This is a genomic window from Massilia niabensis (assembly GCF_042655085.1).
In the GTDB taxonomy this organism is placed as follows: domain Bacteria; phylum Pseudomonadota; class Gammaproteobacteria; order Burkholderiales; family Burkholderiaceae_D; genus Telluria; species Telluria niabensis.
This window is the reverse complement of sequence record NZ_JBHSMU010000001.1, coordinates 1-21,689: the sequence shown is the minus strand read 5'-3', so window position 1 is coordinate 21,689 and position 21,689 is coordinate 1. Positions and strand designations below refer to the sequence as shown.

The window sequence follows — 21,689 nt, the reverse complement described above, 5'->3', positions numbered from 1 at the left end:
ACCCATGGTGTCGGCCACGGCCTTGCTGACCAGGTTACCCGGCGGGATGCCCCAGTTCACTTCCGACAGGCCGAACACGGCGTCGTCGGCGGCGATCGCCAGGTCGCAGGCGACCAGGGGCGAGAACGCACCGCCGAAGCACCAGCCGTTGACCATCGCGATGGTGGCCTTGCTGTACATGCGCAGCAGCTTCCACTGCCACTGCGAACAGTCGCGGCGCATGCGCTCCTGCATGATTTCCGGCTTGCCGTCGGTCTCGCGGAAATACTCCTTCAGGTCCATGCCGGCGGTCCAGGCGTCGCCGGCACCGGTCAGCACGACGACCTGGGCTTCGTCGTCCAGCTCGAGCGTCTCGAGCACGTCGATCATCTCGCGGTTCAGCGTCGGGCTCATGGCATTCCGCTTCTCCGGGCGGTTCAGGGTGATCCAGCCGATACCGTTCTCCACATCGACTTTGACGGTTTGCCAGCGCGCTTCGTATTTGGACATGCATGTCTCCCAGTGGCGGTTATGTCAGGTAGCCTGATATAAGACTTATACTAGCCACTCCGGCCTGCGCTGGCAAGGGAAAATGCACATGCCGCCGAAAAATAGGGAAGTCGCTGGACGCAAAAGGCGTGACCCAGCGCAGGGCACGGATCGATTCCGAATCGATCCGGCTGGCATTGGCGCGATCCGGACGGTCCGCCACGGCTTACAGCAGCGCGCCGATTTCTACCTGTATCTTGATCATCGCAGGCAGGCAGCGCTCTACCATTTGCTCGACGGGGAGGCGCGCCGCATGGACGCTGACGTTCATCGCCGCCACGACGTCGCCACGAAAACTCCTGAGGGGAACAGCAATGGTGCGCAGGCCCAGCTCCAGTTCCTGGTCGACCAGCACATACCCTTGCGCACGGCCGCGTGCGATCTCGAGCGCGAGGCGCTCCTTGTTCACGATCGTATGCTGGGTGATCGGCTCGGGGGATGCCCGTTCGAGGAAGCGGTCCACCTCCGCCTGGGGCAGGCTCCCCAGCAGCATCCGTCCGTTTGCCGTGCAATAGGCAGGCACGCGCGTGCCTGGCTGCAGGGTGGCGGAGACCAGCTGCCCTGCGCTGACGGCCGCTACGCAAACGAGCTGGTCGTGATCCAGTACCCCAACCGATGCCGCTTCGCCGAGCGAGTAAGCCAAGCGGTACAGCAGGGGCTGAACGATGCGCGGCAGCCTGGCGGAATGCAGGTAAGACTGCCCGAGCCGCAGTACCGCCGGGGTCAGCGAGAACAGCTTGTTCTCGTGGCGCATATAGCCCAGGTGCGTCAGCGTGATCAGGTAACGCCGCGCCGCAGCGCGCGTCAAGCCCGTCGCTTGTGCAACCTCGGCAATGGTCAGTCGTGAGCGCTCCTGATCAAAAGCTTCAATGACTTTCAGGCCCTTATCGAGGCCGGCGACAAGGTCGCGTGCCAGCGGCTGTCCTGCTTCGTTGTCCATGAATCGAAATGATCGGTTAATTTGTGCGAGTATCGCACATATTGTGCGCATAGCGGTTAGCTCGATCATGTGGAGTATTGTGGCCATTCCCACGTTTCCTTACGATGTTCCTGTACCCACAATTAATCGAAGGAGACAATGCTGTGAAATTCGATATCGTCGAGCCGGGCATCTACCCCGAGCTCATCTACCCAGCCTATAAATCGACCGTCAAACGCGGCCCATCGCAGCCGATGCTGCGTATCCAGGCACCCTTGCCTGTGACGGAAAACATCACCGCTGCACCTCGCATCCTGCTGCCAAACGATGCCGACCTGACTGTCCATGGCGACGGCGAGCCGCTCGGCGAAAAGATCGTCGTGACCGGGCGCGTGTTTGACGAAGACGGCAAGCCCGTCCGCAACTCGCTCGTCGAGGTATGGCAGGCCAACTCGGCCGGTCGCTACTGGCACAAGAAGGACCAGCATGCCGCCCCGCTCGACCCGAATTTTTTTGGGGTCGGCAAGATGCTGACCGATGACGAGGGCCGCTACCGTTTTGTGACAATCAAGCCCGGCCCTTATCCGTGGGGCAACCACGACAAGGCATGGCGTCCGGCGCACATCCACTTTTCGCTGTTTGGCAATGTCTATGCACAGCGCCTGGTGACCCAGATGTATTTCCCGAGCGATCCCCTGTTCGACTACGACCCAATTTTCCAGAGCGTGCCCGACGAAGGCGCGCGCCAGCGCCTGGTTTCACGCTTCAGCCTCGAGCACACCGTGGGCGCGGAGATGCTCGGCTACGAGTTCGATATCGTCCTGCGCGGACGCAACGCCACACCGATGGGCCTGTAAGGAGACAACATCATGAGCAAGATCACTACCTCCCAGACCGTCGGTCCGTTCTCGCACGAAGCCTGGCAGTGGGCAGTCGATTCCTGTACGCCCGACAGCGTGAAAGCGACCGGCCCAACGATCCTCGTCAGCGGCAGCATCTTCGATGGCGACGGCAACCCGATCAACGACGCCCAGATCGAGGCATGGACGCCACAGGCAGCGGCCGCCGAGTCTGAGCAGATAATCCCGGGTTTTCGCCGGGTGCCGAGCGGCGAAGGGGGCGGATTCAGCATGCGCATTTCGCTTTCGCCCACAAGCACCGGCGGTGAGCCGGTGATGTACGTCACCGTGTTCGCGCGCGGACTGGTGAAGCACCAGTTCACGGCGGTCTTCCTCGAGGACGACGCGGGGTTGGCGCAATCGGCGATACTCGCCCAGGTGCCGGAAGCGCGCCGCTCCACCCTGCTCGCCCGCAAGACCGGTGACGGCCAGTATCGCTGGGATATCCGGATGCAGGGCGAGCAGGAAACCGCCTTTTTCGACTATGTATGAGCGCTGTTCCATTTGACCGCGATCGCCGGGAGCGCCGATGAGTGTTTCGATTTTCGACAGTTTCCTGACCACGCCAGACATGATCGCCGCGTTCGACGACGCGGCGGTCGTGCAGGCCATGTTCGCCTTCGAGGCGGCGCTGGCGAGGGCGCAGGGCGCGGAGGAACTGGTTCCCCAGAGCGCGGCACACGCCATCGCTGCCGTGTGCAACGCCCAGCTGTACGACATCCCGGCCATTATCCATGCGGGGCGCCGGGCCGGAAGCCTCGCCATTCCGCTGGTAAAGGAACTCACCAGGACGGTGGCCCTGTACGACGCACAAGCAGCGCGCCATGTCCATTGGGGCAGCACCAGCCAGGATGTGGTGGACACAGCGATGGTGCTGGTGACACGCGAAGCCTTGCAACTGCTCGACGACGCGCTGCACGACTTGACCGGGCACCTGCTGGAGCTGGCCGAGGCACACTGCGGCACGCCGGTATTGGCGCGCACCTTGATGCAGCCGGCCCAGGTGACAAGCCTCGGCTTCAAGGCCGCCGGCTGGCTGGCGCCCCTGGTGCGCGCGCGCGGACAGGTGCGCGCTGCCGCCGCCCGCGCACTGCAGCTGCAGCTGGGCGGTGCGGTCGGCACGCTGTCGACCATGGGCGATCACGGCGCCGCCGTGGCCGAACGCGTGGGTAAGGAACTGCGCCTGAAGGTCGCCGATGCCGCCTGGCATACCCAACGCGACGAATGGGTCAGGCTCGGCATGGAAGTAGCCGTGCTCACGGGCAGCCTGGGCAAACTCGCGACCGACCTGAGCCTCATGGCGCAGGGCGAAGTCGCCGAGCTGGCCGAACCGTCCGGTAACGGGCGCGGCGGCTCCTCGGCGATGCCCCACAAGCGCAATCCGGTGTCGTCGATGATCGCGCTCGCCGCATCCCGCCGCACTCCCCAGCACGCGGCAGCGCTGCTGGCCTGCATGGGCCAGGAGCACGAGCGCGGCCTGGGCAACTGGCAGGCCGAGCTGGCCGAGTGGCCGAGCCTGTTCCTCTCTGCCCACGGCGCCCTGCGCGCGCTGAACGACGCCTTTGCCGGGCTGAAGGTCGATACCGGGCGCATGCTGCGCAACATCGAGGCGCTGCACGGTTTGGTATTTGCAGAGGCCGCGTCGAGCTACCTCGCCGGCGCCATCGGCCGGCCGCAGGCCCACGCACTGCTGGAGGAATTGACGCAGCGCGCCGACCACCGGCATGGCTTGCACGCCTTGCTGCTCGACGCCGTCAAGGCCGATCCGGCACTGGCGGCGCATGTCGACCTGGACACGCTTGCTGCCCTATTCGACCCAGTCGCCGCTGCGGTACCGGCCCGCCGCCTGGCGGAACGCCAGCTGCCGGGCCTGCGCACGCGCATGGCCGAGCTGGACGCCACCCACCCTTTTCACGAGTGAATTCACGGAGTAAAACGCGCATGAGTTTCGATCCGATTGACCATGATTTCGAACGCGGCCTGCAGAACCGCCGCAGCGTCCTCGGCGACGCCTGGGTCGACCGTTCGCTGAACAACGCGAACGGCTTCAACGCCGATTTCCAGAACCTGATCACGCGATTTGCCTGGAACGAAATCTGGGGCCGCCCAGGACTGGACCACAAGACGCGGCGCGCCATCGTCCTGTCGATCACGATCGCGCTGGGGCGATGGGAAGAATTCGAGCTGCACGTCCGCGCTGCCCTGCTGGGCGACGAAGCCAGCCGCCTCACGCCGGACGAGATCAAGGAAATCCTGATGCAGTCGGCGATCTATGCCGGCGTGCCTGCAGCGAATACGGCGTTCACGCATACCCTGCAGATTTTGCGCGAGGTCGGCGAGCAGATCGGCTACGCGCTCGAGCCGTCTGCCCCCGCCGGGGTCGCGCATCCGGGCGTCGGGCGCGAAGGCCGCACGGCCAGCACGCCATCGCTGCATTACAGCGTGCGCGAACCCCGCAGCGGCAAGACACCGCGTCATACGGTCGTGCTGAGCCACGCACTCGGCTGCGACCTGAGCATGTGGGACAGCCTGGCCAACATGCTGGCACTCGATTGCCGCGTGATCGCCTACGACCACCGTGGCCACGGCAGTTCGGATTCGCCGGATGCCATGTACACGATGGCGGACCTGGCCGACGATGCGGCGCGCCTGCTGCGCGAACTGGGCACCGGCCCGGTCGTGTGGGTCGGCCTGTCGATGGGCGGCATGGTCGGGCAGGAGCTGGCGCTGCGCCATCCGTCGCTGGTACGCGCATTGGTGTTGGCGAATACGACCAGTGGCTATCCGGAGGCGGCGCGGGCGGTGTGGGAGCAGCGTATCGCCACGGTGCGCGAACAGGGAATCGAGGCGATTGCCGATGCCGTGATGGGCCGGTATTTCCATGACGGATTCCGGGCGCAGAAGGCCTCGACGGTGGCCCGGTTCCGGCGGCGGCTCGTCTCGACCGACGCGGTGGGGTATGTCGGCTGCTGTAATGCAGTCGGAACGGTCGATACGACCGACCGGCTGGCGCGGATCGGCGTGCCGACGCTCGTGATTGCGGGTGAGCTGGACCAGGGGACGCCCGTGGCGATGGCACAGACGCTGGCGGACGCCATTCCAGGGGCGCGGCTTGAAGTGCTGGCGGAGGCGTCGCACTTGAGTGCGGTGGAGCAGCCGGAGGCATTTGCCGCGAGTGTCGTGGGGTTCGTGGCGTCCTTTTAAACCGGTCTCGACCGATCAAGGGTTTGTTGAATGCGTGGACAGCAGAGCCGTCCACCCTACCATTGCTTTACAAATCCAGCACCAGCCGCTTCGTCTTCGCCCGCGAACAGCAGGGCGTGAACTGGTCGTTCGCTGCCTGTTCTTCCTCGGTCAGGTACATGTCGCGGTGGTCCGGCACCCCTTCCAGGACGCGGGTCAGGCAGGTGCCGCAGACGCCCTCCTCGCACGAATACGGGATCTCGATGCCGGCCTCCGCCAGCACCTTGATCACCGTCTTCCCGGCAGGAACCGTCACCACCCTGCCGGTTGAAGCGAGCTTGACGTCGAAAGGCTGGTCGCCCGTCGTGTCCACCGCCGCCGCACTGAAATACTCGACATGCAGCTGCGCCGCCGGCCAGCCCTGCGCCTTTGCGGCGCCCAGCACGAACTCGATAAAACCCTGCGGACCGCACACGTACAGGTGGGTATCCGGATCGGGCGCACCCAGGACTGCCGGCAGGTCCAGCTTCTGCGCCGCGTCGCCGCTGTCGTAATGAAAGTGCACCAGGCTGCGCAGGTGCGCCTGGCCAAGACGCTCCTTGAACGCCGCCTTCTCGGGCGAGCGGGCGCAATAATGCAGCTCGAAGGCCGCGCCCTTTGCCGCCAGCGCCTCGGCCATCGCCAGGATCGGGGTCACGCCGATGCCGCCCGCAAGCAGCAGCGTGCGTTTCGCGTCGACCAGCGGAAAGTGGTTCTTCGGTTCGCTGATGGTCAGCACGGAGCCAAGGTCGATGTGGTCATGCATGGCTTCGGAGCCGCCGCGCGAGTCGGCGTCGCGCAGCACCCCGATCTGGTAACGGTGTGTTTCGCTTGGGGCGTTGCAGAGCGAGTACTGGCGCACCAGGTTGCCCGGCAGGTGGACGTCCACGTGCGCGCCGGCTTCGAAGCCGGGCAAGGTGGCACCGCTCGTGGACACCAGCTCGTAGCTGCAGATGCCGTCTGCTTCGATTGCCTTGCTGGCCACCCTCACTTCGATCGTATTCATGCCGTGGCCTCCTGTGGCTGCTCTTTCGCCAGCCAGGCGTCGATGATGCGGCGCGACTGCACGCCGCCGGCGTCGATATTCAACATCAGGAGCTTGCGTGTCGGGTGCCGCAGGATGTTCTGCTGCTGCAGTTCCAGCATCTCGCGGTCTTCGCTGAAGATCTTCCCCTGGCCCTCGCGGATGGTGTTGGTCAGCTCGGCGTCCTGTGGCTTGAAGTTGCGCGCCATGCCCCAGAAGTACCAGTGCGAGGTCTCGGTTTCCGGCGTGATGAAATCGACGACGATGGAGGACGCCTTGTGCTCGGCTTGCGCGTGGTAGCCGCCCTTGCCCGCGTGCGCGACGCCCACTTCGATCATCACGTGGCTGGGCGCGTTGAAGCGGCAGATCTGCCAGCGGTCGACCGGCACGTTGTCGGCCAGCCCGTTCCCGCGCAGGGCCGCCTGCCAGAACGGGGGCGGCATGATGTTTTCCATGAAGCGGCTCGTGACTACCTGTTCGCCCTCAACCTTCGTCGTGACCGGCGCCTCGTCGATCTCCTTCTGGCCGATGCTGGAGGCGTGGACATAGGTTTCGTGGGTCAGGTCCATCAGGTTGTCGACCATCAGGCGGTAGTCGCAGTTGATGTGGTACAGGCCGCCGCCGTAGGCCCAATCGGGACTCTCCGCCCATTCGAGGTGGTGGATGGTGGCAGGATCGGCAAGCGCCTTGTCGCCGGGCCAGACCCAGATGAAACCGTAGCGCTCCTCGACCGCGTAACTGCGAATGCAGGGAAAGCCGCGCACGCGCTGGCCCGGCATGCTGACCGCCTTGCCCTCGCAGCCCATTTCCAGGCCGTGGTAGCCGCAGACGAGATTGCCGTCACGGACGAAACCTAGCGACAGCGGCGCGCCGCGGTGCGGGCAGAAGTCCTCGACGGCAGCAACTTTGCCTTTCTCACCACGATAGAACACCATCTTTTCGCCGCAGATCTGGCGGCCCAGGGGCTTGCCCTCGATTTCGTCCGGGGTGCAGGCCACATACCACGCATTTTTAGGGAACATCCTTGTCTCCTTTGTCGACTCTGTCTAATATTCAGTGTACTGAATGTGAGAAAAGTATCACGCGTTTGCGGGACGAAGTAAACTGAGTTTTCAATTATTTTTGATGGTGCACTGCACTATGCAATGACGGGAAATATGCCTACAGAAAAAGCGCCCGAAGGCCAGGGTTCCATGCTCGACTTGTATCAACACCCTGGCCATTTGCTGCGCCGCGCGCAGCAAATTTCAGTGTCGATTTTTTACGACGAAATGGGGAGCGAACTGACGCCGGTGCAGTACGCCATCCTGAGCCGGCTGGCCGAGCATCCCGGCATCGACCAGGTGTCGCTCAGCGGACTGGCGGCGATCGATACCTCCACCGGGGCCACGGTCTGCGCCCGCCTCGAGGAAAAGGGACTGCTCGAGAGGAAGGTGATTCCGCATAACCGCCGGCAGCGGGCCCTGACCATCACGGCGGCGGGAACGCGCTTGCTGAAGGATTTGCTGCCCGGGGCACAACGGCTGAGGCAGCGGCTGCTGGCGCCGCTCAGCGAGCAGGAACAGGAACTGTTCATGGGATTGCTGGCCAAGCTCGTCAATGAGAATAATGGGCAGAGCCGGGCGCCGCTGGCGCTGCCCGAGGTGCGCGAGTCGGCGTAACGGGGCTCGTAGCGCGTGGCCTGGCGGAGGCGTACTGCTCTCCGCCAGCGCCCCTATTCTCTTATTCCACGCCCGGATCCTTGAACTTTTCGACCTTGTCGAATTCGACGTTGAACACGCCGCCCTGACCCTGCTCCGCCTTGCGGATGTAGACGTTCTGCACGATGTCGCGCGTGGCCGGGTCGATCGTCACCGGGCCGCGCACGCTGGTCCATGACTGTCCTTTCATTGCCTCGACCAGCTTCGGTCCTTCGCTGTTGCCATTGGTCTTCTTCAGCGCTGCCCACAAGAGCTGCATGCCGTCGTAAGCACCGACTGCGTGGAAGTTCGGCCGCATGCCCGGGTTGGCCTTGGTGAAGGCGGCAACGAAGGCCTTGTTCTCCGGCGACGGATGGGCTGCCGAATAGTGGTGGCTGCTGACCACGCCCAGCGCGGCGGGGCCGATGCTCGGCATCAGGTCGTCGTCCAGCACGTCGCCGGTGGCAATCAGGCGGATGCCGGCTTGCGCCAGGCCACGGTCCGTGAACTGCTTGAGAACGGCGGCGCCCTCGCCCGAGGGCACGAACACGAACAGCGCGTCGGGTTTCGCGTCCTTCACGCGCGCCAGGAAGGGCGAATAGTCAGGGTTGCGCAGCGGTGCGCGCAGCGAGGCGATGATCTTGCCGCCTGCTTTGGTGAAGTCCTTGATGAACACCTTTTCGGCGTCGATGCCGGGGCCGTAGTCGGACACGAAGGTGACCACCGACTTGATCTTGTTCTTTGCCGCCCACTGCGCCATCGGCGCGGTGACCTGCGCCAGCGTAAAGCCGGTGCGCACGATGTACGGCGAGCGTTGCGGGATGATCGAGGTGGCAGCGTTCATGACGATCATCGGCACCTTTGCCTGCGTCGCGACCGGGGCGGCCGCGAAGGCCAGCGGGGTCAGGCCGAAGCCGGCCAGCACCTGCACCTTGTCGCGGGCGACCAGCTCCTGTGCGAGGCGCTTGGTGACGTCCGGCGACACACCGCCGTCGTCCTTCAGGATCACCTGGACCTGGCGGCCGGCGACGGTATTGCCGTTCTGCTGCAGGAACAGCTTGACGGCGGCGTCGACCTGGCGGCCGGTCGAGGCGAAGGGGCCGGACATCGGGACGATAAGGCCGACTTTCAGGGGCTCGGCAGCGTGGGCCAGGTGAGATGCGAGGCCGGCGGAAATGACGGCGGCGCCAAGGACGATATTGCGGCGGGTTTTGTTCAGGTTGTTCAACACTTGTGTCTCCTCGTTTTTATGATGGCGCCTAAGCTGGGCGCCTTGGAAAAACTCTACAGCTAACCGTAGGGTGGACGGGTTCCCCCCCCCACGCGTCAATAGTTGGCAGCCAGATCATCGAGCGCGAAAACGGAGGCGATAACGATCACCGCGTGGACGGCAGAGCCGTCCACCCGACGAAATATGCTTTACGCCACCGACACCAGCCGGTCGAGCTTCTCGCCATCGGCCAGCAAGCTCGCGCTGTCCGAGTCATGCACGATGCGCCCGCGATCGAGCACGATCGCGCGCGAGGTCAGCGACAGCGCCAGGCGGGCATGCTGCTCCACGACGATCACGGACATGCCTTCGTCGGCGACAAGCCGGCGGATCACACGCACCAGTTCCTGCACGATGATCGGTGCCAGCCCTTCCATCGGCTCGTCGAGCAACAGGATGCGCGGATTCGTCATCAGGGCCCGGGCGATTGCCAGCATCTGCTGCTCGCCACCCGACAGTTGATTGCCCATGTTCGCGCGCCGTTCGTGCAGGCGCGGGAAGATTTCGTAGACTTTCGCCAGGGTCCACGGCCCCGGGCGCGCGACCACCGTCAGGTGCTCTTCAACGGTGAGCGATGGGAACATATGGCGTTCCTGCGGCACCCAGCCCAGGCCCGAGCGCGAGCGCTTGTAGGTAGGTACGCGCGCGATGTCGGCGCCGCCCCAGCGGATCGATCCCTTGTGCAGCCGCGTCAGCCCCATCAGCGTTACCAGCAGACTGGTCTTGCCGACGCCGTTGCGGCCCAGCAGGGCCAGGCTGTCGCCCTCGTTCATCGTGAACGACACATCCTCGAGCACGATCGATTCGCCGTAGCCGGCAGTTACCTTGTCCAATGCCAGCAGCTCAGCCATGTTCCACCTCACCCAGATACACTTCCTTCACGCGCGGATCGGCCGCGATTTCGGCGGGCGTCCCCTCGGTCAGCACCTTGCCGCCGACCAGCACCGTGATGCGGTCGGCAAAGCGAAATACCAGTCCCATATCGTGCTCGATGAAGAGCACGGTCACGTCGCGCGGCAGGGCCGCAATCACTTCGAACAATTCCTTGCTCTCGGCCGAAGGAATGCCGGCTGCAGGTTCGTCCAGCAGCAGGATTGTCGGCTTCGTGGCGAGGGCCAGCGCGATCTCGACCAGGCGCTGCTTGCCGTAGGCCATGCTGCGGGTAATGGAATTGGCTTCTTTCGTCAGTTTCAGCGTGGCGAGCAGCTCCATCGCCTCCTCGACCACGTCGTCATGCTTCTCGACCGTCTTCCACCAGGTGGTGTGCAGGCCGCGCCGTTCGCAGATCGCGAGCACGACCGATTCGAGCACGGTCATACCGGCGAACAGCGTGTTGATCTGGAAGGTGCGCGTCATGCCGAGTTTGACGCGCTGGTGCTGCGGCAGCTTCGTGATGTCTTCGCCGCCCAGGTACACCTTGCCGCTGGTAGGCGGCAGGCCACCGGTCAGCAGATTGATGAAAGTGGTCTTGCCGGCACCGTTCGGTCCGATCAGCGCGTGGCGCGCACCCGGCTCGAAGGTCAGGGACACATCGGTATTTGCCTTGAAGGCGCCCCACTGCTTGGACAGCGCCTCGGTGCGTAAGGTATTCGTGCTCATGCTGCCTCCTTGCGCTTGATCCGCGCCACGATTTTTTCCAGTCCGCCCAGGATGCCGCCACGTGCAAACAGCACGATCAGCACCAGCAGCAGGCCAATGTAGAACTGCCAGTAGGCCGGATCGAGGCCCGAGATATAGTCTTGCGCCACCATGAACACAGCCGCCCCGATCAGCGCGCCATACAGGCGGCCGGTACCGCCCAACACGAGCATGATCAGCAGTTCCGCCGAGCGCGGGAAGCCCAGCACATCCAGGCCCACGAACTGGGTCGTCTGCGCCAGCAGCGCACCGGCGACGCCAGCGATGGCCGCGCTGACCGTGAAGATCGCCACCAGGCGGCGGTCTACGTTGGCGCCGATGGCCGGCATGCGCCGCCCGCCTTCGCGGATGCCGCGCAGCGACAGGCCGAACGGCGAATTGACCAGCCGGCGCATTGCGACGAACAGGATGAAGAGCACGCCCAGGCTGTACCAGAAGGCTGTCTTGCCGTAGAGGTCGAACTCGAACACGCCGAACAGGTTGCCCATCACCATGCCCGACAGCCCGTCGACGCCGCCGGTGATGAAGGCCGCCTTGTTCGCCGCCTCGAACAGCATCAGGCCGATGCCCAGCGTGACCATGAGCCGCGCCAGGTCCTGGCCGCGCACCACCAGGAAGCTGACGATGAAGCCGACCACACCGGCTACCAGCGCCGCCGCGAACAGGCCCGACACCGGCTCGCCCCAGCCATGCACCGACAGCAGGCCGGCGGTATAGGCCCCAAGCCCGAAGAAGGCGGCGTGGCCGAGCGACACAATGCCGGCATAGCCGAGGATCAGGTCGAGCGACAGCGCGAACAGGCCGACGATCATGATCTGGCTGACCAGGACCAGATAGTCCGGGAACAGGAAGTAGGAGGCGACCGGCAGCAGCCAGAACGCAAACTCCAGCGGCTTCCAGCGATCGTTGGGCAGGCGCAGCGCGGTCTTGGTCATGGCGGTTGTGGTCTCGCTAGTCGCTACGGTCTCGGAGGCGGCACCGTGCGTGCCCGCGGATTTGGCCTTCAGGGCCGAACTGGAAAAGGCGCTCATGCTTTCCTCCGCACTAAACCGAATGGGAACAGGATCAGGAGCACGACCATCAGCGTGTAGATGACGAAGGCGCCCACTTCCGGCACGTAGTATTTGCCGGCGACGTCGAACACGCCGAGGATCAGGGCTGCGATCAGCGGACCCTTGATGGAACCGGCGCCGCCGACGGCGACAACCAGCAGGAAATACACCATGTACTTGACCGGGAAGCTCGGGTCCAGGCCGAGGACGTCGATGCCGAGCCCGCCGCCCAGGCCGGCCAGGCCCGAGCCGAGCGCGAAGGTCAGGCTGAACACCCGGCTGACATTGATGCCCAGGCCGGCGGCCGCAGTCTGGTTGTCGACCGAGGCGCGGATCTGGGCGCCGAAGCGGGTGCGCTCGATCAGCAGGTACAGCCCAAGCGTGACCAGGACCACGACGGCGATCAGGAACAGGCGGTAGGAACCGAGGTCCAGGCCCAGCACATGCACCTGGCCGCGCAGCCAGTCCGGCAGGTTGACCGGTTGCTGGGTCGGGCCGAACAGGAAGGTGGCGCCGGCGACCGCCATGAAGGTCAGGCCGATCGAGAACAGCACCTGGTCGAGGTGGGTTGCCTTGTACAGCTGGCGGTACAGTGTCCGCTCGAGCACGAGGCCAATCACCGCCGCGGCGAGGAAGGCGAGCGGCAGCGTGGCCAGGAACGGCAGGCCGAGCTTGCTGAGCAGGGTCACGCAGACATAGCCGCCGACCATGGCAAAGGCGCCGTGCGCCAGGTTAATAAAGTTCATCAAACCCATCGTCACCGAGAGGCCGACGCTAATCAGGAACAACAGGCTGCCGTAGGCGATCCCGTCGAAGAGCACGCCGATGAAATTACCGATCATGGCTGCCCCCTGTCTGTCGTATCTTTTTTCATGCTTTGTCTCCTGCTACTCTTCTTTGTGTTGCTGAAAAAAAGGTGAAAACCGCTTTAGACGCGTTCGATCACCATGGCAATGCCCTGCCCCACGCCGATGCACATCGTGCACAAGGCATATCGGCCACCGGTACGGTGCAGCTGGTACATGGCCGTCGTCACCAGTCTGGCGCCGCTCATGCCCAGCGGATGGCCCAGGGCGATGCCGCCGCCTTGCGGGTTTACCCTTGGATCGTCGTCTGCAATGCCGAGTTCGCGTAATACGGCCAGGGCTTGCGACGCGAATGCCTCGTTCAGTTCGATGATGTCCATCTGGTCGAGCGACATGCCGAGCTGTTTCATCAGCTTTTTAGTGGCCGGCGCAGGGCCGATGCCCATCACCCGTGGCGGCACGCCGGCGGTGGCCGTGCCGACGATGCGTGCACGCTTCGTCAAGCCGTATTGCTCTGCCGCTTCCGCGCTTGCCAGCAGCAACGCGCAGGCGCCATCGTTGACACCGGAAGCGTTGCCGGCGGTGACGCTGCCATCGGGATGCACGACGCCCTTCAGTTTTGCCAGCGCCTCCAGGCTCGTTTCGCGCGGGTGTTCGTCCTGTGCAAAGGCAATGTGATCGCCTTTCTTCTGGGGGATCAGCACCGGCACGATCTCGTCCGCGTACAGGCCTTCGCGCCACGCCCGTGCGGTTTTCTCCTGGCTCGCCAAGGCGAAGCGGTCCTGGTCTTCGCGCGACACCTTGTAGTCGACGGCGACGTTCTCAGCCGTCTCCGGCATTGAATCGGTGCCGTACAGGTGCTTCATCTGCTTGTTCGGGAAGCGCCAGCCGATCGTTGTGTCGTAAATGGTTGCCTGGCGCGAGAAGGCGGATTCGGCCTTGCCCATCACGAAAGGCGCACGCGTCATCGATTCGACGCCGCCCGCAATCATCAGCTGCGTTTCGCCGGACTTGATGGCGCGCGCGGCAATCCCGATCGCGTCCATGCCGGAGCCGCACAGGCGGTTCACGGTCGTGCCGGCGACCTCGGGCGGCAGGCCTGCAAGCAGCGAGGACATGTGCGCCACGTTACGATTGTCTTCGCCGGCCTGGTTGGCGCAGCCAAAAATCACGTCGTCCACCGCGGTCCAGTCGACGCCCGGATTGCGCCGCATGAGTTCGCGCAGCGGTACGGCGCCAAGGTCGTCGGCGCGCACGTCCTTCAGGGCGCCGCCGTAGCGACCGACCGGGGTGCGGATCGCGTCGCAGATATATGCTTCGTTCATGGTGATCCTTTCAGTTCAGGGTGCCAAAGGGGGTGCCAACAGCGGCGCGCTGGTGGCGGCCTGCAGCTCTTCAAAAGTGAGACCAGGCGCCATCTCGCGCACAGCCAGGCCATTCGGCGTCACGTCGAGCACGGCGAGGTCGGTGTAGATGCGGTTCACGCAGGCGACGCCGGTCAGCGGATACGTGCACTGGGGGACGATCTTGCTCTCGCCTGCCTTGGTCTGGTGGTCCATCATCACGAACACCTTCTTGGCGCCGAGCGCCAGGTCCATGGCACCGCCCACCGCGGGAATGGCATCCGGTGCGCCCGTGTGCCAGTTGGCGAGATCGCCTGTTTCCGAGACCTGGAAGGCGCCCAGCACGCAGATATCGAGGTGGCCGCCGCGCATCATGGCGAAGGAATCGGCGTGGTGGAAATAGGCGCCGCCGGTCAGCAAGGTCACCGGCTGCTTGCCGGCGTTGATCAGGTCTTCGTCTTCCTCGCCGGGCGCCGGTGCGGGCCCCATGCCGAGCAGGCCGTTCTCGCTGTGCAGGAAGACTTCGCGGTCGGCCGGCAGGTAGTTCGCGACCTTGGTCGGCAGGCCGATACCAAGGTTGACGTACGCCCCTTCGTGGATGTCCTGCGCCACGCGGGCGGCGATCTGGTCGCGACTGTAGCGGTTCATGCTGCCTCCTTGACGACGCGCTGGACGAAAATTCCCGGAGTAACGATGACCTCCGGGTCGAGCTCACCGAGCGGAACGATCTCGGCGACCTGTGCGATGGTCGTTTTCGCCGCCATCGCCATGACCGGACCGAAGTTGCGCGCCGTCTTGCGGTACACGAGGTTGCCCCAGCGGTCGCCGCGCAGGGCCTTGATCAATGCGTAGTCTGCGTGGATGGGCGCCTCCAGCACGTAGTGGCGACCGTCGATCAGGCGCGTTTCCTTGCCTTCGGCGAGCAGCGTGCCATAACCCGTCGGGGTGAAAAAGCCGCCAATGCCGGCGCCGGCCGCGCGGATGCGTTCGGCCAGGTTGCCCTGCGGGGTCAGTTCAAGTTCGATCTCGCCGGCGCGGTAGAGCGCATCGAAATGATGCGAGTCGGCCTGGCGCGGGAACGAGCAGATGATCTTGCGTACGCGCTTGGCCTTGAGGAGTGCCGCCAGGCCCGTTTCGCCGTTGCCGGCGTTGTTGTTGACGATCGTCAGGTCGCGCGCTCCTTGCGCGATCAGCGCGTCGATCAGTGCGGAGGGCATGCCGGCATTGCCGAACCCCCCGATCATGACGGTCGCGCCGTCGTGCACGTCGGCGACGGCACGCTCCAGCGATTCATAGGTTTTGTCGATCATGTCTCCACCTTGGTGATCCACCTTCCCGTGCGCCCGAACCGTCCAGCGCACTTGAAATGATGTCCTTGAGTTTACACACCTAATGTTCGATAATCGAACTAATGATTGATTACCGCCCAACCCAGTGTAGTAGCACGGCGGCTGAAAGGTCAAGAAAAAAAAGACCAATCGAAGCGCCCTGCCCTTGCATTAAAATCCCGCCATGACAAATTCGACAAAGCAAGCACCTGCACCCTCCAGCGCCGACAGCGCTGACGGGCCGGAAGAACGCGAACTGACGATCGCCGAGCAAATCGACGCGATGACCGATCCCAGCTTCATGACCTCGCTCGCGCGCGGCCTGGCGGTGGTGCAGGCCTTCAGCGATTCGCGCAAGCCCCAGACCATCGCCCAGATCAGCCAGAAGACCGGTATCCCGCGCGCCGCCGTGCGCCGCTGCCTGTACACGCTGCAGCAGCTCGGCTACGTGGACGCCGAACTGAACAACTTCTCGCTGCGCCCGAAGGTGCTCACCCTGGGTTATTCCTACCTGTCGTCGACGCCGCTGACCGTCTCCAGCCAGCCCTACCTGAACGCCATCAGCCGCGAGCTCGGCGAATCCTGCTCGCTGGCCGTGCTCGAAGACGGCGAAGTGCTGTATGTAGCGCGCTCCGCGGCCTCGCGTGTGATGTCGGTCGCCCTGAACACGGGCAGCCGGCTGCCGGCCTACTGCACCTCGCTCGGCCGGGTGATGCTGGCGCACTTGCCGCCCGAGGCACTGAACGACTATTTCGCGCGCGTGAAACTCAGGCCCATGACCGACAAGACCGTGACAGGCCAGAAGCGCCTGCGCGAGATCCTGATGGGTGTGCGCCAGGATGGCTACGCCATCAACGACGAGGAGCTCGAATTGGGCCTGCGCTCGATCGCGGTACCGGTGCGCGGCGCCTCGGGCCAGGTGCTGGCCGCGCTCAACGTCGGCGCCCAGGCCGGCCGCGTCAGTGTCGAGCGCATGCGGGAGGAGTTCCTGCCCGTCTTGCAGCGCGGCGCGCAGGAACTCTCGGTGCTGTTGCCTTAGAAGTGGTGGCGCAAGCCAACCATCACGCCGGTCTGCGCCAGGCCGACACCGACGGTGCCGCCGGCGTCCAGCGCAACCGCCGAGGCGCCATCGTTATCGATGCGGCCGATTGCCGTGTAGACGAAAGTGCGCTTCGACATTCCATAGGTCAGGCGCGCGACCAGCATGTCCACATCGGATTCCGAGTTCTTGGTGTCGCGGCGCGCGACCTGGGCGTCGATGACGAAGGGGCCGATCGGGTGGCTGGCGCCGAAGTAGTACAGGTTCGACTCGGTCTGGCCGGTAGCGGCATTCAATTCGCGCGCGATGACACCGCCGCCCAGCTTGGTCGGGCCCAGCATCAGGTAGCCGTTCACGGTCGTGCGGATGTCGGTGTTGGCGCTGCTGGTCAGGCCGCCGCCCGCACCGGTGTTGCCATACATGCGGTCATAGGAAGCGTTCAGGCCGAAGGCCTTGGTCTCGTAGCCGATCAGGCCAGTGTACTGGCGGCACGCCTTGGAGTTGCCCGCCACTTCGCCGCCGCAGTTGGTCGCGGCAGGGCCGCCGGCAGCCGATGCGTCGCGCCCCAGGCTGTAAGTCGCCCCCAGCACGAAGCCGCTGAAATTACCCATGTAGCCGATTGCATTGTCGCTGCGCGCGTTCGGCAGGTAAGGGTCGATGCTGCCGATCGCGAACAGGTTCGGTCCCAGCACGTCGGTCTTCAGGCCCGAGATATAGGTCATGTTCTGCTGGCGGCCCAGCGTCACGGTACCCCACGCCCCCTTCAACCCCAGGTTCGCAGCGCGGCCAAACAGGCGTCCGCCCTGCTGCTGGGTGCCGGTATCCATTGCCAGGCCATTTTCGAGCACGAAGAACGCCTGCAGGCCGCCGCCGAGATCTTCGGTGCCGCGGAAACCAATGCGCGACGGGAAGGAGCTGGTGAGCGATGGCATCTTCGTCATCGAGTCGCCTGCACTGTTGACATTCGTCATGCGAGCGAAGCCGCTGTCAACGATACCGTAGATCTGGACCGAGGTCTGGGCATTTGCGGCGGACGCGGCGATGCCGCACATCAGCGCGACGGCGCTGCAGATGGTGTTCTTCATGTTGTCTCCGTGGTTTATTATGGCGTGTGCGATTACCGAACAAGAGGTTGTTAATCGAACGCTGTTTGGATATTATGGTTGTCACGGAAGGTTGTCAACAATATGCTTGTGGCAGATTTAATGCAGTTGTGATAACGACACGCCAGTGCTGGGGTGCTCCGGGACATCCGACAAGACCAACCACAGGAGACAGACATGAAATTCACCACGATTGCCGCAGCTGCCGCATTTGCTGCCGCCACTGCCGCCACTTTTGCCTTCACCCCGGCGGCGCACGCCCAGGACACCATCAAGGTCGGCGTCATCGCCCCGTTTTCCGGGCCATTCGCCGACTACGGCAAGCAGATGCAAGGCGGTATCAAGGCCTGGATGGCCCAGCATGGCAACACGGTCGCAGGCAAGAAAATCCAGGTCATCTACAAGGACACGACGGGCCCAGCGCCTGAAGTGGCCAAGCGCTTGGCGCAGGAACTCGTGGTGCGCGACAAGGTCGACTTCCTGGCCGGCTTTGGCCTGACGCCGGAAGCGCTGGCTGTGGCGCCGATCGCCCAGCAGTCGAAAAAGCCGATGATCATCATGAATGCGGCGACTTCGGTGATCACCACCAAGTCCAACTACATCGCCCGCTTCTCGATGACGCTGCCGCAGATCTCCGCGCCAATGGCTGACTGGGCCGTCAAGAACAAGATCAGGAACGTGGTCACAGTGGTGGCCGACTATGGCCCCGGCATCGACGCCGAAAAGGCGTTCAGCGACCGCCTCGTGAAGAACGGCGGCAAGATCGTGGAAGCAAGCCGCGTCCCCCTGCGCAATCCCGAATTCGCGCCCTTCATCCAGCGTATCAAGGACGCCAAGCCGGACGCCGTGTTCGTCTTCGTACCCGCCGGCGAACAAAGCATCGCCTTCATGAAGGGCTACCGCGAGCGCGGCCTGGCCGCAGCCGGCATCAAGGTCATCGCCACCGGCGACCTGACCGACGACCACGTGCTGCCGGCGATGGGCGACAACACCCTGGGCGTGATCACCACCTTCCACTACTCGGCCGCGCACAAGTCGCCCGAGAATGACGCTTTCCTGAAGAGTTTCGCCTCAGCCAACCCGCAGGGCGGACGCCCGAACTTCATGGCCGTCGGCGCCTACGACGGCATGAACGCGATCTACCAGGTCAGCAATAAGCTGGGCGGCAAGATCGAGGGCGACAAGGCGATGGCTGTGCTGAAGGGGATGAAGATCCAGAGCCCCCGCGGTCCGATCATGATCGATCCGGCCACGCGCGACATCGTACAGACGGTGTACGTGCGCAAGGTGGAGAAGGTGAACGGGCAGCCGTATAACGTGGAGTTTGATCAGTTCAGGGATCAGAAGGATCCGGGGAAGTAAATCACTTACGTAACCTGGTTCCTGCGGGCGCCGTCCGTGCAAATCAAGCTGCGCGTGCACTACCTTCCATGCGCAGCCTGTTTTGGCCCAAGATTCTCTATCCTGTAGTTACAGGCACCAACAGGGAATCAATCTGTTATATGACGACTCCTGCAATTCCTCGACGTTTAGCCTGACCGCCCCGATTAACTCCTGTTGCAGGAACAATACTAACCGAGTTTGGCCCATGTATCCTCAAAGTAATCGTTAGTCTCCTGCACAAGCGTATTATCCGAAGTCACCCAAAAAAGCTCAGGGTTACCTTTCGCAACACTTAGGTTCAGGCTGGAGGATGTAAATGTGCATAATTTACTGTCCAATAGATAAATTTTAGAGTGCAGCATTCCGGAACCTGGGCTCCGCAGAGTCATGCGCGGGGCATTTTCCAAATATCCTGAAAGTTGAATTGACGGACATAATACTTTGCCGAACAGAATACGAACGCGGACAGATAGTGCGGCGACTGACAACGCATCTAATAGCTCAACAGATAAAAAGGGGACCATGATGCAGATCTCCGTCTGGGCGGCGAAAAACGATGCATAAAGCGCATGAACTGCCGAACTCGACGTTACAGGCTTGTCTGTAAACCCATTAATTAGTCCGGCCAAATAATCGTATCGCCGCCTGTCGGCGTGCTTAGGTAAAGCTATCGCGCGCAAATTCGATTTGAACGGCTTACTAAGTGTATTTTTTCGCGGAACAACAATTTTCCAACCTGTCGCCAGTCGTTCAACAAAATCGTCCCTTACGATCTGCCAATGAGCAACAGTAGTTTGGGGATTGTACAGAACCAAAATAACCGGAAGAGAGTTTTCCTTCCAATAAGTTAAATGCCTGGACTTTCCTCGGAAAACAAAACCTTCCGGCACCTCTTCCTTGAAATAACTTTTCCCAGATTTGATTTGCATTCCAATCAGCCGGCCTGTCAACTTCCCGTCGTCGACAATTTCCAGCTGAGCGTCTATTCCCCAGTCATCAACAAACTGTTCACGGCAAGACCAACCAAACTCTCTCAGAATTTGTAAGGCGACGCTATGGACTCCGATTCGTTCTACAGGGGAAAATGACATAAGTTCTCTTTTAAAAAAAAGGGCCTGCCCGCTTTGAAACCCTACAGAGTTTTTGTGCTGGCGACTGCTCTAGATTTAACTGTACTGCCTAGTGACGAACCTATTTCCATACGGACTGCCGACAGCGTTCGCCCAGTTATGCGAAGATGCTTGCGCGTGCAAGGGCATGGAGTTCAGGTATCTACTGCGCAGAATTCAAGCGTAACGTCAGCTACAATGTATCGACGTTGGCGCGGAGGCGCCATCAGGAACCAGGAAAGCAGAATTTACTTCCAGAAAGGTTCTGCCGCAGGCCGTTGTCGAGCTCAAATCCCCTGCACACTCAGGGCCCTCACCGCCCCCCTCAGCTGCCCCAGCAACTCCACCCGCCCCTTCTCGTCCAGCTCCGGAAACATCACCCGCTCCACCTCCGCCACCCGCGCATCGCACTCCCCTAGCACCGCCTGCCCCGCCTCCGTCAGGCTGATCTGGATGATCCGCCCATGCGCCGGATCCGGGGTGCGGGCGATCCAGCCCTTCGCCTCCATCTGCTTGACCATCTCGTTGGCCGACTGCGGCGAAATCATCGTGCGCGTGGCGAGCTGGGCGTTCGACAGCGAGCCGTGCGCGCGGAAGACGGACAACGCCGTGTACTGCGGCACGCTCAAGCCGGCGGGCGCCAGGCTGTCGCGCAGGCGCTGGTTCAGGACGTGGTCGAGGCGCCCGACCAGGTAGGCCAGGCCCATCGGCTTAGTGGAGTTCAAAGTGGCCGCGGTGGCCGGCGAAAGTTTTTTTGAAGTCGTCATAAAAAAGTGCTTGTCATCGGAATCAGGTGCGAATAGTATAAGACACATATCAGGCAGCCTGATACAAAACTTACTACCTAGGAGACATTGTATGTCCAAATACGAAGCGCGCTGGCAAACCGTCAAAGTCGATGTGGAGAACGGTATCGGCTGGATCACCCTGAACCGTCCGGACAAGCGAAATGCCATGAGCCCGACGCTGAACCGCGAGATGATCGACGTGCTCGAGACGCTCGAGCTGGACGACGAAGCCCAGGTTGTCGTGCTGACCGGTGCCGGCGACGCCTGGACCGCCGGCATGGACCTGAAGGAGTATTTCCGCGAGACCGACGGCAAGCCGGAGATCATGCAGGAGCGCATGCGCCGCGACTGTTCGCAGTGGCAGTGGAAGCTGCTGCGCATGTACAGCAAGGCCACCATCGCGATGGTCAACGGCTGGTGCTTCGGCGGTGCGTTCTCGCCCCTGGTCGCCTGCGACCTGGCGATTGCCGCCGACGACGCCGTGTTCGGCCTGTCGGAGGTGAACTGGGGCATCCCGCCGGGTAACCTGGTCAGCAAGGCCGTGGCCGACACCATGGGT

23 protein-coding genes are annotated in these 21,689 nt (G+C 63.2%); 8 read left to right on the top strand and 15 right to left on the bottom strand.

The window, feature by feature from the left end; genetic code table 11:
- Nucleotides 1–489, bottom strand: a 489-nt coding sequence (locus ACFPN5_RS00115; RefSeq protein WP_379778781.1) for a p-hydroxycinnamoyl CoA hydratase/lyase, incomplete at its 3' end; no start/stop codon positions are given.
- A gap of 205 nt (nucleotides 490–694) precedes the next feature.
- Nucleotides 695–1,468, bottom strand: a complete 774-nt coding sequence (locus tag ACFPN5_RS00110; protein WP_379778779.1) for an IclR family transcriptional regulator domain-containing protein — start codon at nucleotides 1,466–1,468, stop codon at nucleotides 695–697.
- A gap of 143 nt (nucleotides 1,469–1,611) precedes the next feature.
- On the opposite strand from ACFPN5_RS00110, the gene pcaH reads away from it, so the two are divergent.
- The 4 genes from pcaH to pcaCD are packed head-to-tail and all read left to right on the top strand — an operon-like array spanning nucleotide 1,612 to nucleotide 5,550.
- Entirely contained in the window at nucleotides 1,612–2,304 is a 693-nt protein-coding gene (pcaH, locus tag ACFPN5_RS00105; RefSeq protein ID WP_379778776.1) for a protocatechuate 3,4-dioxygenase subunit beta, read from the top strand.
- Nucleotides 2,305–2,316: 12 nt separating this feature from the next.
- Nucleotides 2,317–2,838, top strand: coding sequence for a peptidase associated/transthyretin-like domain-containing protein (locus ACFPN5_RS00100; RefSeq protein ID WP_379778774.1), 522 nt, complete (start codon nucleotides 2,317–2,319; stop codon nucleotides 2,836–2,838).
- A 37-nt stretch (nucleotides 2,839–2,875) separates the two neighbouring features.
- Nucleotides 2,876–4,267: a lyase family protein gene (locus ACFPN5_RS00095; protein WP_379778771.1), complete on the top strand. Its 1,392-nt coding sequence runs from the start codon at nucleotides 2,876–2,878 to the stop codon at nucleotides 4,265–4,267.
- A 20-nt stretch (nucleotides 4,268–4,287) separates the two neighbouring features.
- A complete protein-coding gene (gene pcaCD / locus ACFPN5_RS00090) occupies nucleotides 4,288–5,550 on the top strand; it encodes a bifunctional 4-carboxymuconolactone decarboxylase/3-oxoadipate enol-lactonase PcaCD (RefSeq protein WP_379778768.1) in 1,263 nt (420 codons plus the stop codon).
- A 67-nt stretch (nucleotides 5,551–5,617) separates the two neighbouring features.
- On the opposite strand, the gene ACFPN5_RS00085 is transcribed toward pcaCD, so the two are convergent.
- Together ACFPN5_RS00085 and ACFPN5_RS00080 are read right to left on the bottom strand one after the other, a co-directional pair.
- Entirely contained in the window at nucleotides 5,618–6,574 is a 957-nt protein-coding gene (locus ACFPN5_RS00085) for a PDR/VanB family oxidoreductase (protein ID WP_379778765.1), read from the bottom strand.
- Nucleotides 6,571–7,614, bottom strand: a complete 1,044-nt coding sequence (locus ACFPN5_RS00080; RefSeq protein WP_379778762.1) for an aromatic ring-hydroxylating dioxygenase subunit alpha — start codon at nucleotides 7,612–7,614, stop codon at nucleotides 6,571–6,573. Before ACFPN5_RS00080 ends, ACFPN5_RS00085 begins: the two co-directional genes overlap by 4 nt.
- A 135-nt stretch (nucleotides 7,615–7,749) precedes the next feature.
- On the opposite strand from ACFPN5_RS00080, the gene ACFPN5_RS00075 reads away from it, so the two are divergent.
- Nucleotides 7,750–8,253, top strand: coding sequence for a MarR family winged helix-turn-helix transcriptional regulator (locus tag ACFPN5_RS00075; protein ID WP_379778759.1), 504 nt, complete (start codon nucleotides 7,750–7,752; stop codon nucleotides 8,251–8,253).
- Between the two features lie 61 nt (nucleotides 8,254–8,314).
- Here the strand turns inward: ACFPN5_RS00075 and ACFPN5_RS00070 are convergent, their stop codons facing one another.
- The 8 genes from ACFPN5_RS00070 to ACFPN5_RS00035 form a co-directional block, all read right to left on the bottom strand.
- Complete coding sequence (locus ACFPN5_RS00070; protein WP_379778787.1) at nucleotides 8,315–9,490, bottom strand: ABC transporter substrate-binding protein; 1,176 nt, start codon at nucleotides 9,488–9,490, stop codon at nucleotides 8,315–8,317.
- Between the two features lie 200 nt (nucleotides 9,491–9,690).
- Nucleotides 9,691–10,392 (bottom strand): ABC transporter ATP-binding protein, encoded by a 702-nt coding sequence (locus tag ACFPN5_RS00065; RefSeq protein ID WP_379778756.1) that lies wholly within the window; start codon nucleotides 10,390–10,392, stop codon nucleotides 9,691–9,693.
- The gene (locus tag ACFPN5_RS00060; protein WP_379778753.1) at nucleotides 10,385–11,140 is read right to left on the bottom strand and encodes an ABC transporter ATP-binding protein; all 756 of its coding nucleotides are present in this window, start codon (nucleotides 11,138–11,140) and stop codon (nucleotides 10,385–10,387) included. The genes ACFPN5_RS00065 and ACFPN5_RS00060 overlap by 8 nt, the downstream gene beginning before the upstream one ends.
- Nucleotides 11,137–12,114: a branched-chain amino acid ABC transporter permease gene (locus ACFPN5_RS00055; RefSeq protein ID WP_379778784.1), complete on the bottom strand. Its 978-nt coding sequence runs from the start codon at nucleotides 12,112–12,114 to the stop codon at nucleotides 11,137–11,139. Before ACFPN5_RS00055 ends, ACFPN5_RS00060 begins: the two co-directional genes overlap by 4 nt.
- A 92-nt stretch (nucleotides 12,115–12,206) precedes the next feature.
- Nucleotides 12,207–13,073, bottom strand: coding sequence for a branched-chain amino acid ABC transporter permease (locus ACFPN5_RS00050; protein WP_379778750.1), 867 nt, complete (start codon nucleotides 13,071–13,073; stop codon nucleotides 12,207–12,209).
- A gap of 86 nt (nucleotides 13,074–13,159) precedes the next feature.
- Entirely contained in the window at nucleotides 13,160–14,362 is a 1,203-nt protein-coding gene (gene pcaF, locus ACFPN5_RS00045; protein ID WP_379778747.1) for a 3-oxoadipyl-CoA thiolase, read from the bottom strand.
- 15 nt (nucleotides 14,363–14,377) lie between these two features.
- The gene (locus ACFPN5_RS00040) at nucleotides 14,378–15,028 is read right to left on the bottom strand and encodes a CoA transferase subunit B (protein ID WP_379778744.1); all 651 of its coding nucleotides are present in this window, start codon (nucleotides 15,026–15,028) and stop codon (nucleotides 14,378–14,380) included.
- Nucleotides 15,025–15,690, bottom strand: coding sequence for a 3-oxoacid CoA-transferase subunit A (locus ACFPN5_RS00035; protein ID WP_379778741.1), 666 nt, complete (start codon nucleotides 15,688–15,690; stop codon nucleotides 15,025–15,027). Before ACFPN5_RS00035 ends, ACFPN5_RS00040 begins: the two co-directional genes overlap by 4 nt.
- A 202-nt stretch (nucleotides 15,691–15,892) precedes the next feature.
- Between ACFPN5_RS00035 and ACFPN5_RS00030 the strand changes: the two genes are divergently transcribed.
- Nucleotides 15,893–16,747: an IclR family transcriptional regulator domain-containing protein gene (locus ACFPN5_RS00030; protein ID WP_379778738.1), complete on the top strand. Its 855-nt coding sequence runs from the start codon at nucleotides 15,893–15,895 to the stop codon at nucleotides 16,745–16,747.
- Here the strand turns inward: ACFPN5_RS00030 and ACFPN5_RS00025 are convergent.
- Nucleotides 16,744–17,832 (bottom strand): porin, encoded by a 1,089-nt coding sequence (locus ACFPN5_RS00025; protein WP_379778735.1) that lies wholly within the window; start codon nucleotides 17,830–17,832, stop codon nucleotides 16,744–16,746. The two genes, ACFPN5_RS00030 and ACFPN5_RS00025, sit on opposite strands and share 4 nt — an antisense overlap.
- A gap of 195 nt (nucleotides 17,833–18,027) precedes the next feature.
- On the opposite strand from ACFPN5_RS00025, the gene ACFPN5_RS00020 reads away from it, so the two are divergent.
- Complete coding sequence (locus ACFPN5_RS00020; protein WP_379778732.1) at nucleotides 18,028–19,212, top strand: ABC transporter substrate-binding protein; 1,185 nt, start codon at nucleotides 18,028–18,030, stop codon at nucleotides 19,210–19,212.
- Nucleotides 19,213–19,421: 209 nt separating this feature from the next.
- On the opposite strand, the gene ACFPN5_RS00015 is transcribed toward ACFPN5_RS00020, so the two are convergent.
- Together ACFPN5_RS00015 and ACFPN5_RS00010 are read right to left on the bottom strand one after the other, a co-directional pair.
- Nucleotides 19,422–20,324, bottom strand: a complete 903-nt coding sequence (locus ACFPN5_RS00015) for a DUF4365 domain-containing protein (protein WP_379778729.1) — start codon at nucleotides 20,322–20,324, stop codon at nucleotides 19,422–19,424.
- A gap of 305 nt (nucleotides 20,325–20,629) precedes the next feature.
- Nucleotides 20,630–21,109, bottom strand: coding sequence for a MarR family winged helix-turn-helix transcriptional regulator (locus ACFPN5_RS00010; RefSeq protein WP_379778726.1), 480 nt, complete (start codon nucleotides 21,107–21,109; stop codon nucleotides 20,630–20,632).
- A gap of 91 nt (nucleotides 21,110–21,200) precedes the next feature.
- On the opposite strand from ACFPN5_RS00010, the gene ACFPN5_RS00005 reads away from it, so the two are divergent.
- Nucleotides 21,201–21,689, top strand: a 489-nt coding sequence (locus ACFPN5_RS00005; RefSeq protein WP_379778723.1) for a p-hydroxycinnamoyl CoA hydratase/lyase, incomplete at its 3' end; no start/stop codon positions are given.

Excerpts from the sequence above, each read along its gene's own strand:
- ACFPN5_RS00110 (WP_379778779.1), bottom strand. The coding sequence starts at position 1,468 with ATGGACAACGAAGCAGGACAGCCGCTGGCACGCGACCTTGTCGCCGGC.
- ACFPN5_RS00100 (WP_379778774.1), top strand. The coding sequence starts at position 2,317 with ATGAGCAAGATCACTACCTCCCAGACCGTCGGTCCGTTCTCGCACGAA.
- ACFPN5_RS00095 (WP_379778771.1), top strand. The coding sequence starts at position 2,876 with ATGAGTGTTTCGATTTTCGACAGTTTCCTGACCACGCCAGACATGATC.
- pcaCD (WP_379778768.1), top strand. The coding sequence starts at position 4,288 with ATGAGTTTCGATCCGATTGACCATGATTTCGAACGCGGCCTGCAGAAC.
- ACFPN5_RS00085 (WP_379778765.1), bottom strand. The coding sequence starts at position 6,574 with ATGAATACGATCGAAGTGAGGGTGGCCAGCAAGGCAATCGAAGCAGAC.
- ACFPN5_RS00080 (WP_379778762.1), bottom strand. The coding sequence starts at position 7,614 with ATGTTCCCTAAAAATGCGTGGTATGTGGCCTGCACCCCGGACGAAATC.
- ACFPN5_RS00075 (WP_379778759.1), top strand. The coding sequence starts at position 7,750 with ATGCCTACAGAAAAAGCGCCCGAAGGCCAGGGTTCCATGCTCGACTTG.
- ACFPN5_RS00065 (WP_379778756.1), bottom strand. The coding sequence starts at position 10,392 with ATGGCTGAGCTGCTGGCATTGGACAAGGTAACTGCCGGCTACGGCGAA.
- ACFPN5_RS00060 (WP_379778753.1), bottom strand. The coding sequence starts at position 11,140 with ATGAGCACGAATACCTTACGCACCGAGGCGCTGTCCAAGCAGTGGGGC.
- ACFPN5_RS00055 (WP_379778784.1), bottom strand. The coding sequence starts at position 12,114 with ATGACCAAGACCGCGCTGCGCCTGCCCAACGATCGCTGGAAGCCGCTG.
- ACFPN5_RS00050 (WP_379778750.1), bottom strand. The coding sequence starts at position 13,073 with ATGATCGGTAATTTCATCGGCGTGCTCTTCGACGGGATCGCCTACGGC.
- pcaF (WP_379778747.1), bottom strand. The coding sequence starts at position 14,362 with ATGAACGAAGCATATATCTGCGACGCGATCCGCACCCCGGTCGGTCGC.
- ACFPN5_RS00040 (WP_379778744.1), bottom strand. The coding sequence starts at position 15,028 with ATGAACCGCTACAGTCGCGACCAGATCGCCGCCCGCGTGGCGCAGGAC.
- ACFPN5_RS00035 (WP_379778741.1), bottom strand. The coding sequence starts at position 15,690 with ATGATCGACAAAACCTATGAATCGCTGGAGCGTGCCGTCGCCGACGTG.
- ACFPN5_RS00030 (WP_379778738.1), top strand. The coding sequence starts at position 15,893 with ATGACAAATTCGACAAAGCAAGCACCTGCACCCTCCAGCGCCGACAGC.
- ACFPN5_RS00025 (WP_379778735.1), bottom strand. The coding sequence starts at position 17,832 with ATGAAGAACACCATCTGCAGCGCCGTCGCGCTGATGTGCGGCATCGCC.
- ACFPN5_RS00020 (WP_379778732.1), top strand. The coding sequence starts at position 18,028 with ATGAAATTCACCACGATTGCCGCAGCTGCCGCATTTGCTGCCGCCACT.
- ACFPN5_RS00015 (WP_379778729.1), bottom strand. The coding sequence starts at position 20,324 with ATGTCATTTTCCCCTGTAGAACGAATCGGAGTCCATAGCGTCGCCTTA.
- ACFPN5_RS00010 (WP_379778726.1), bottom strand. The coding sequence starts at position 21,109 with ATGACGACTTCAAAAAAACTTTCGCCGGCCACCGCGGCCACTTTGAAC.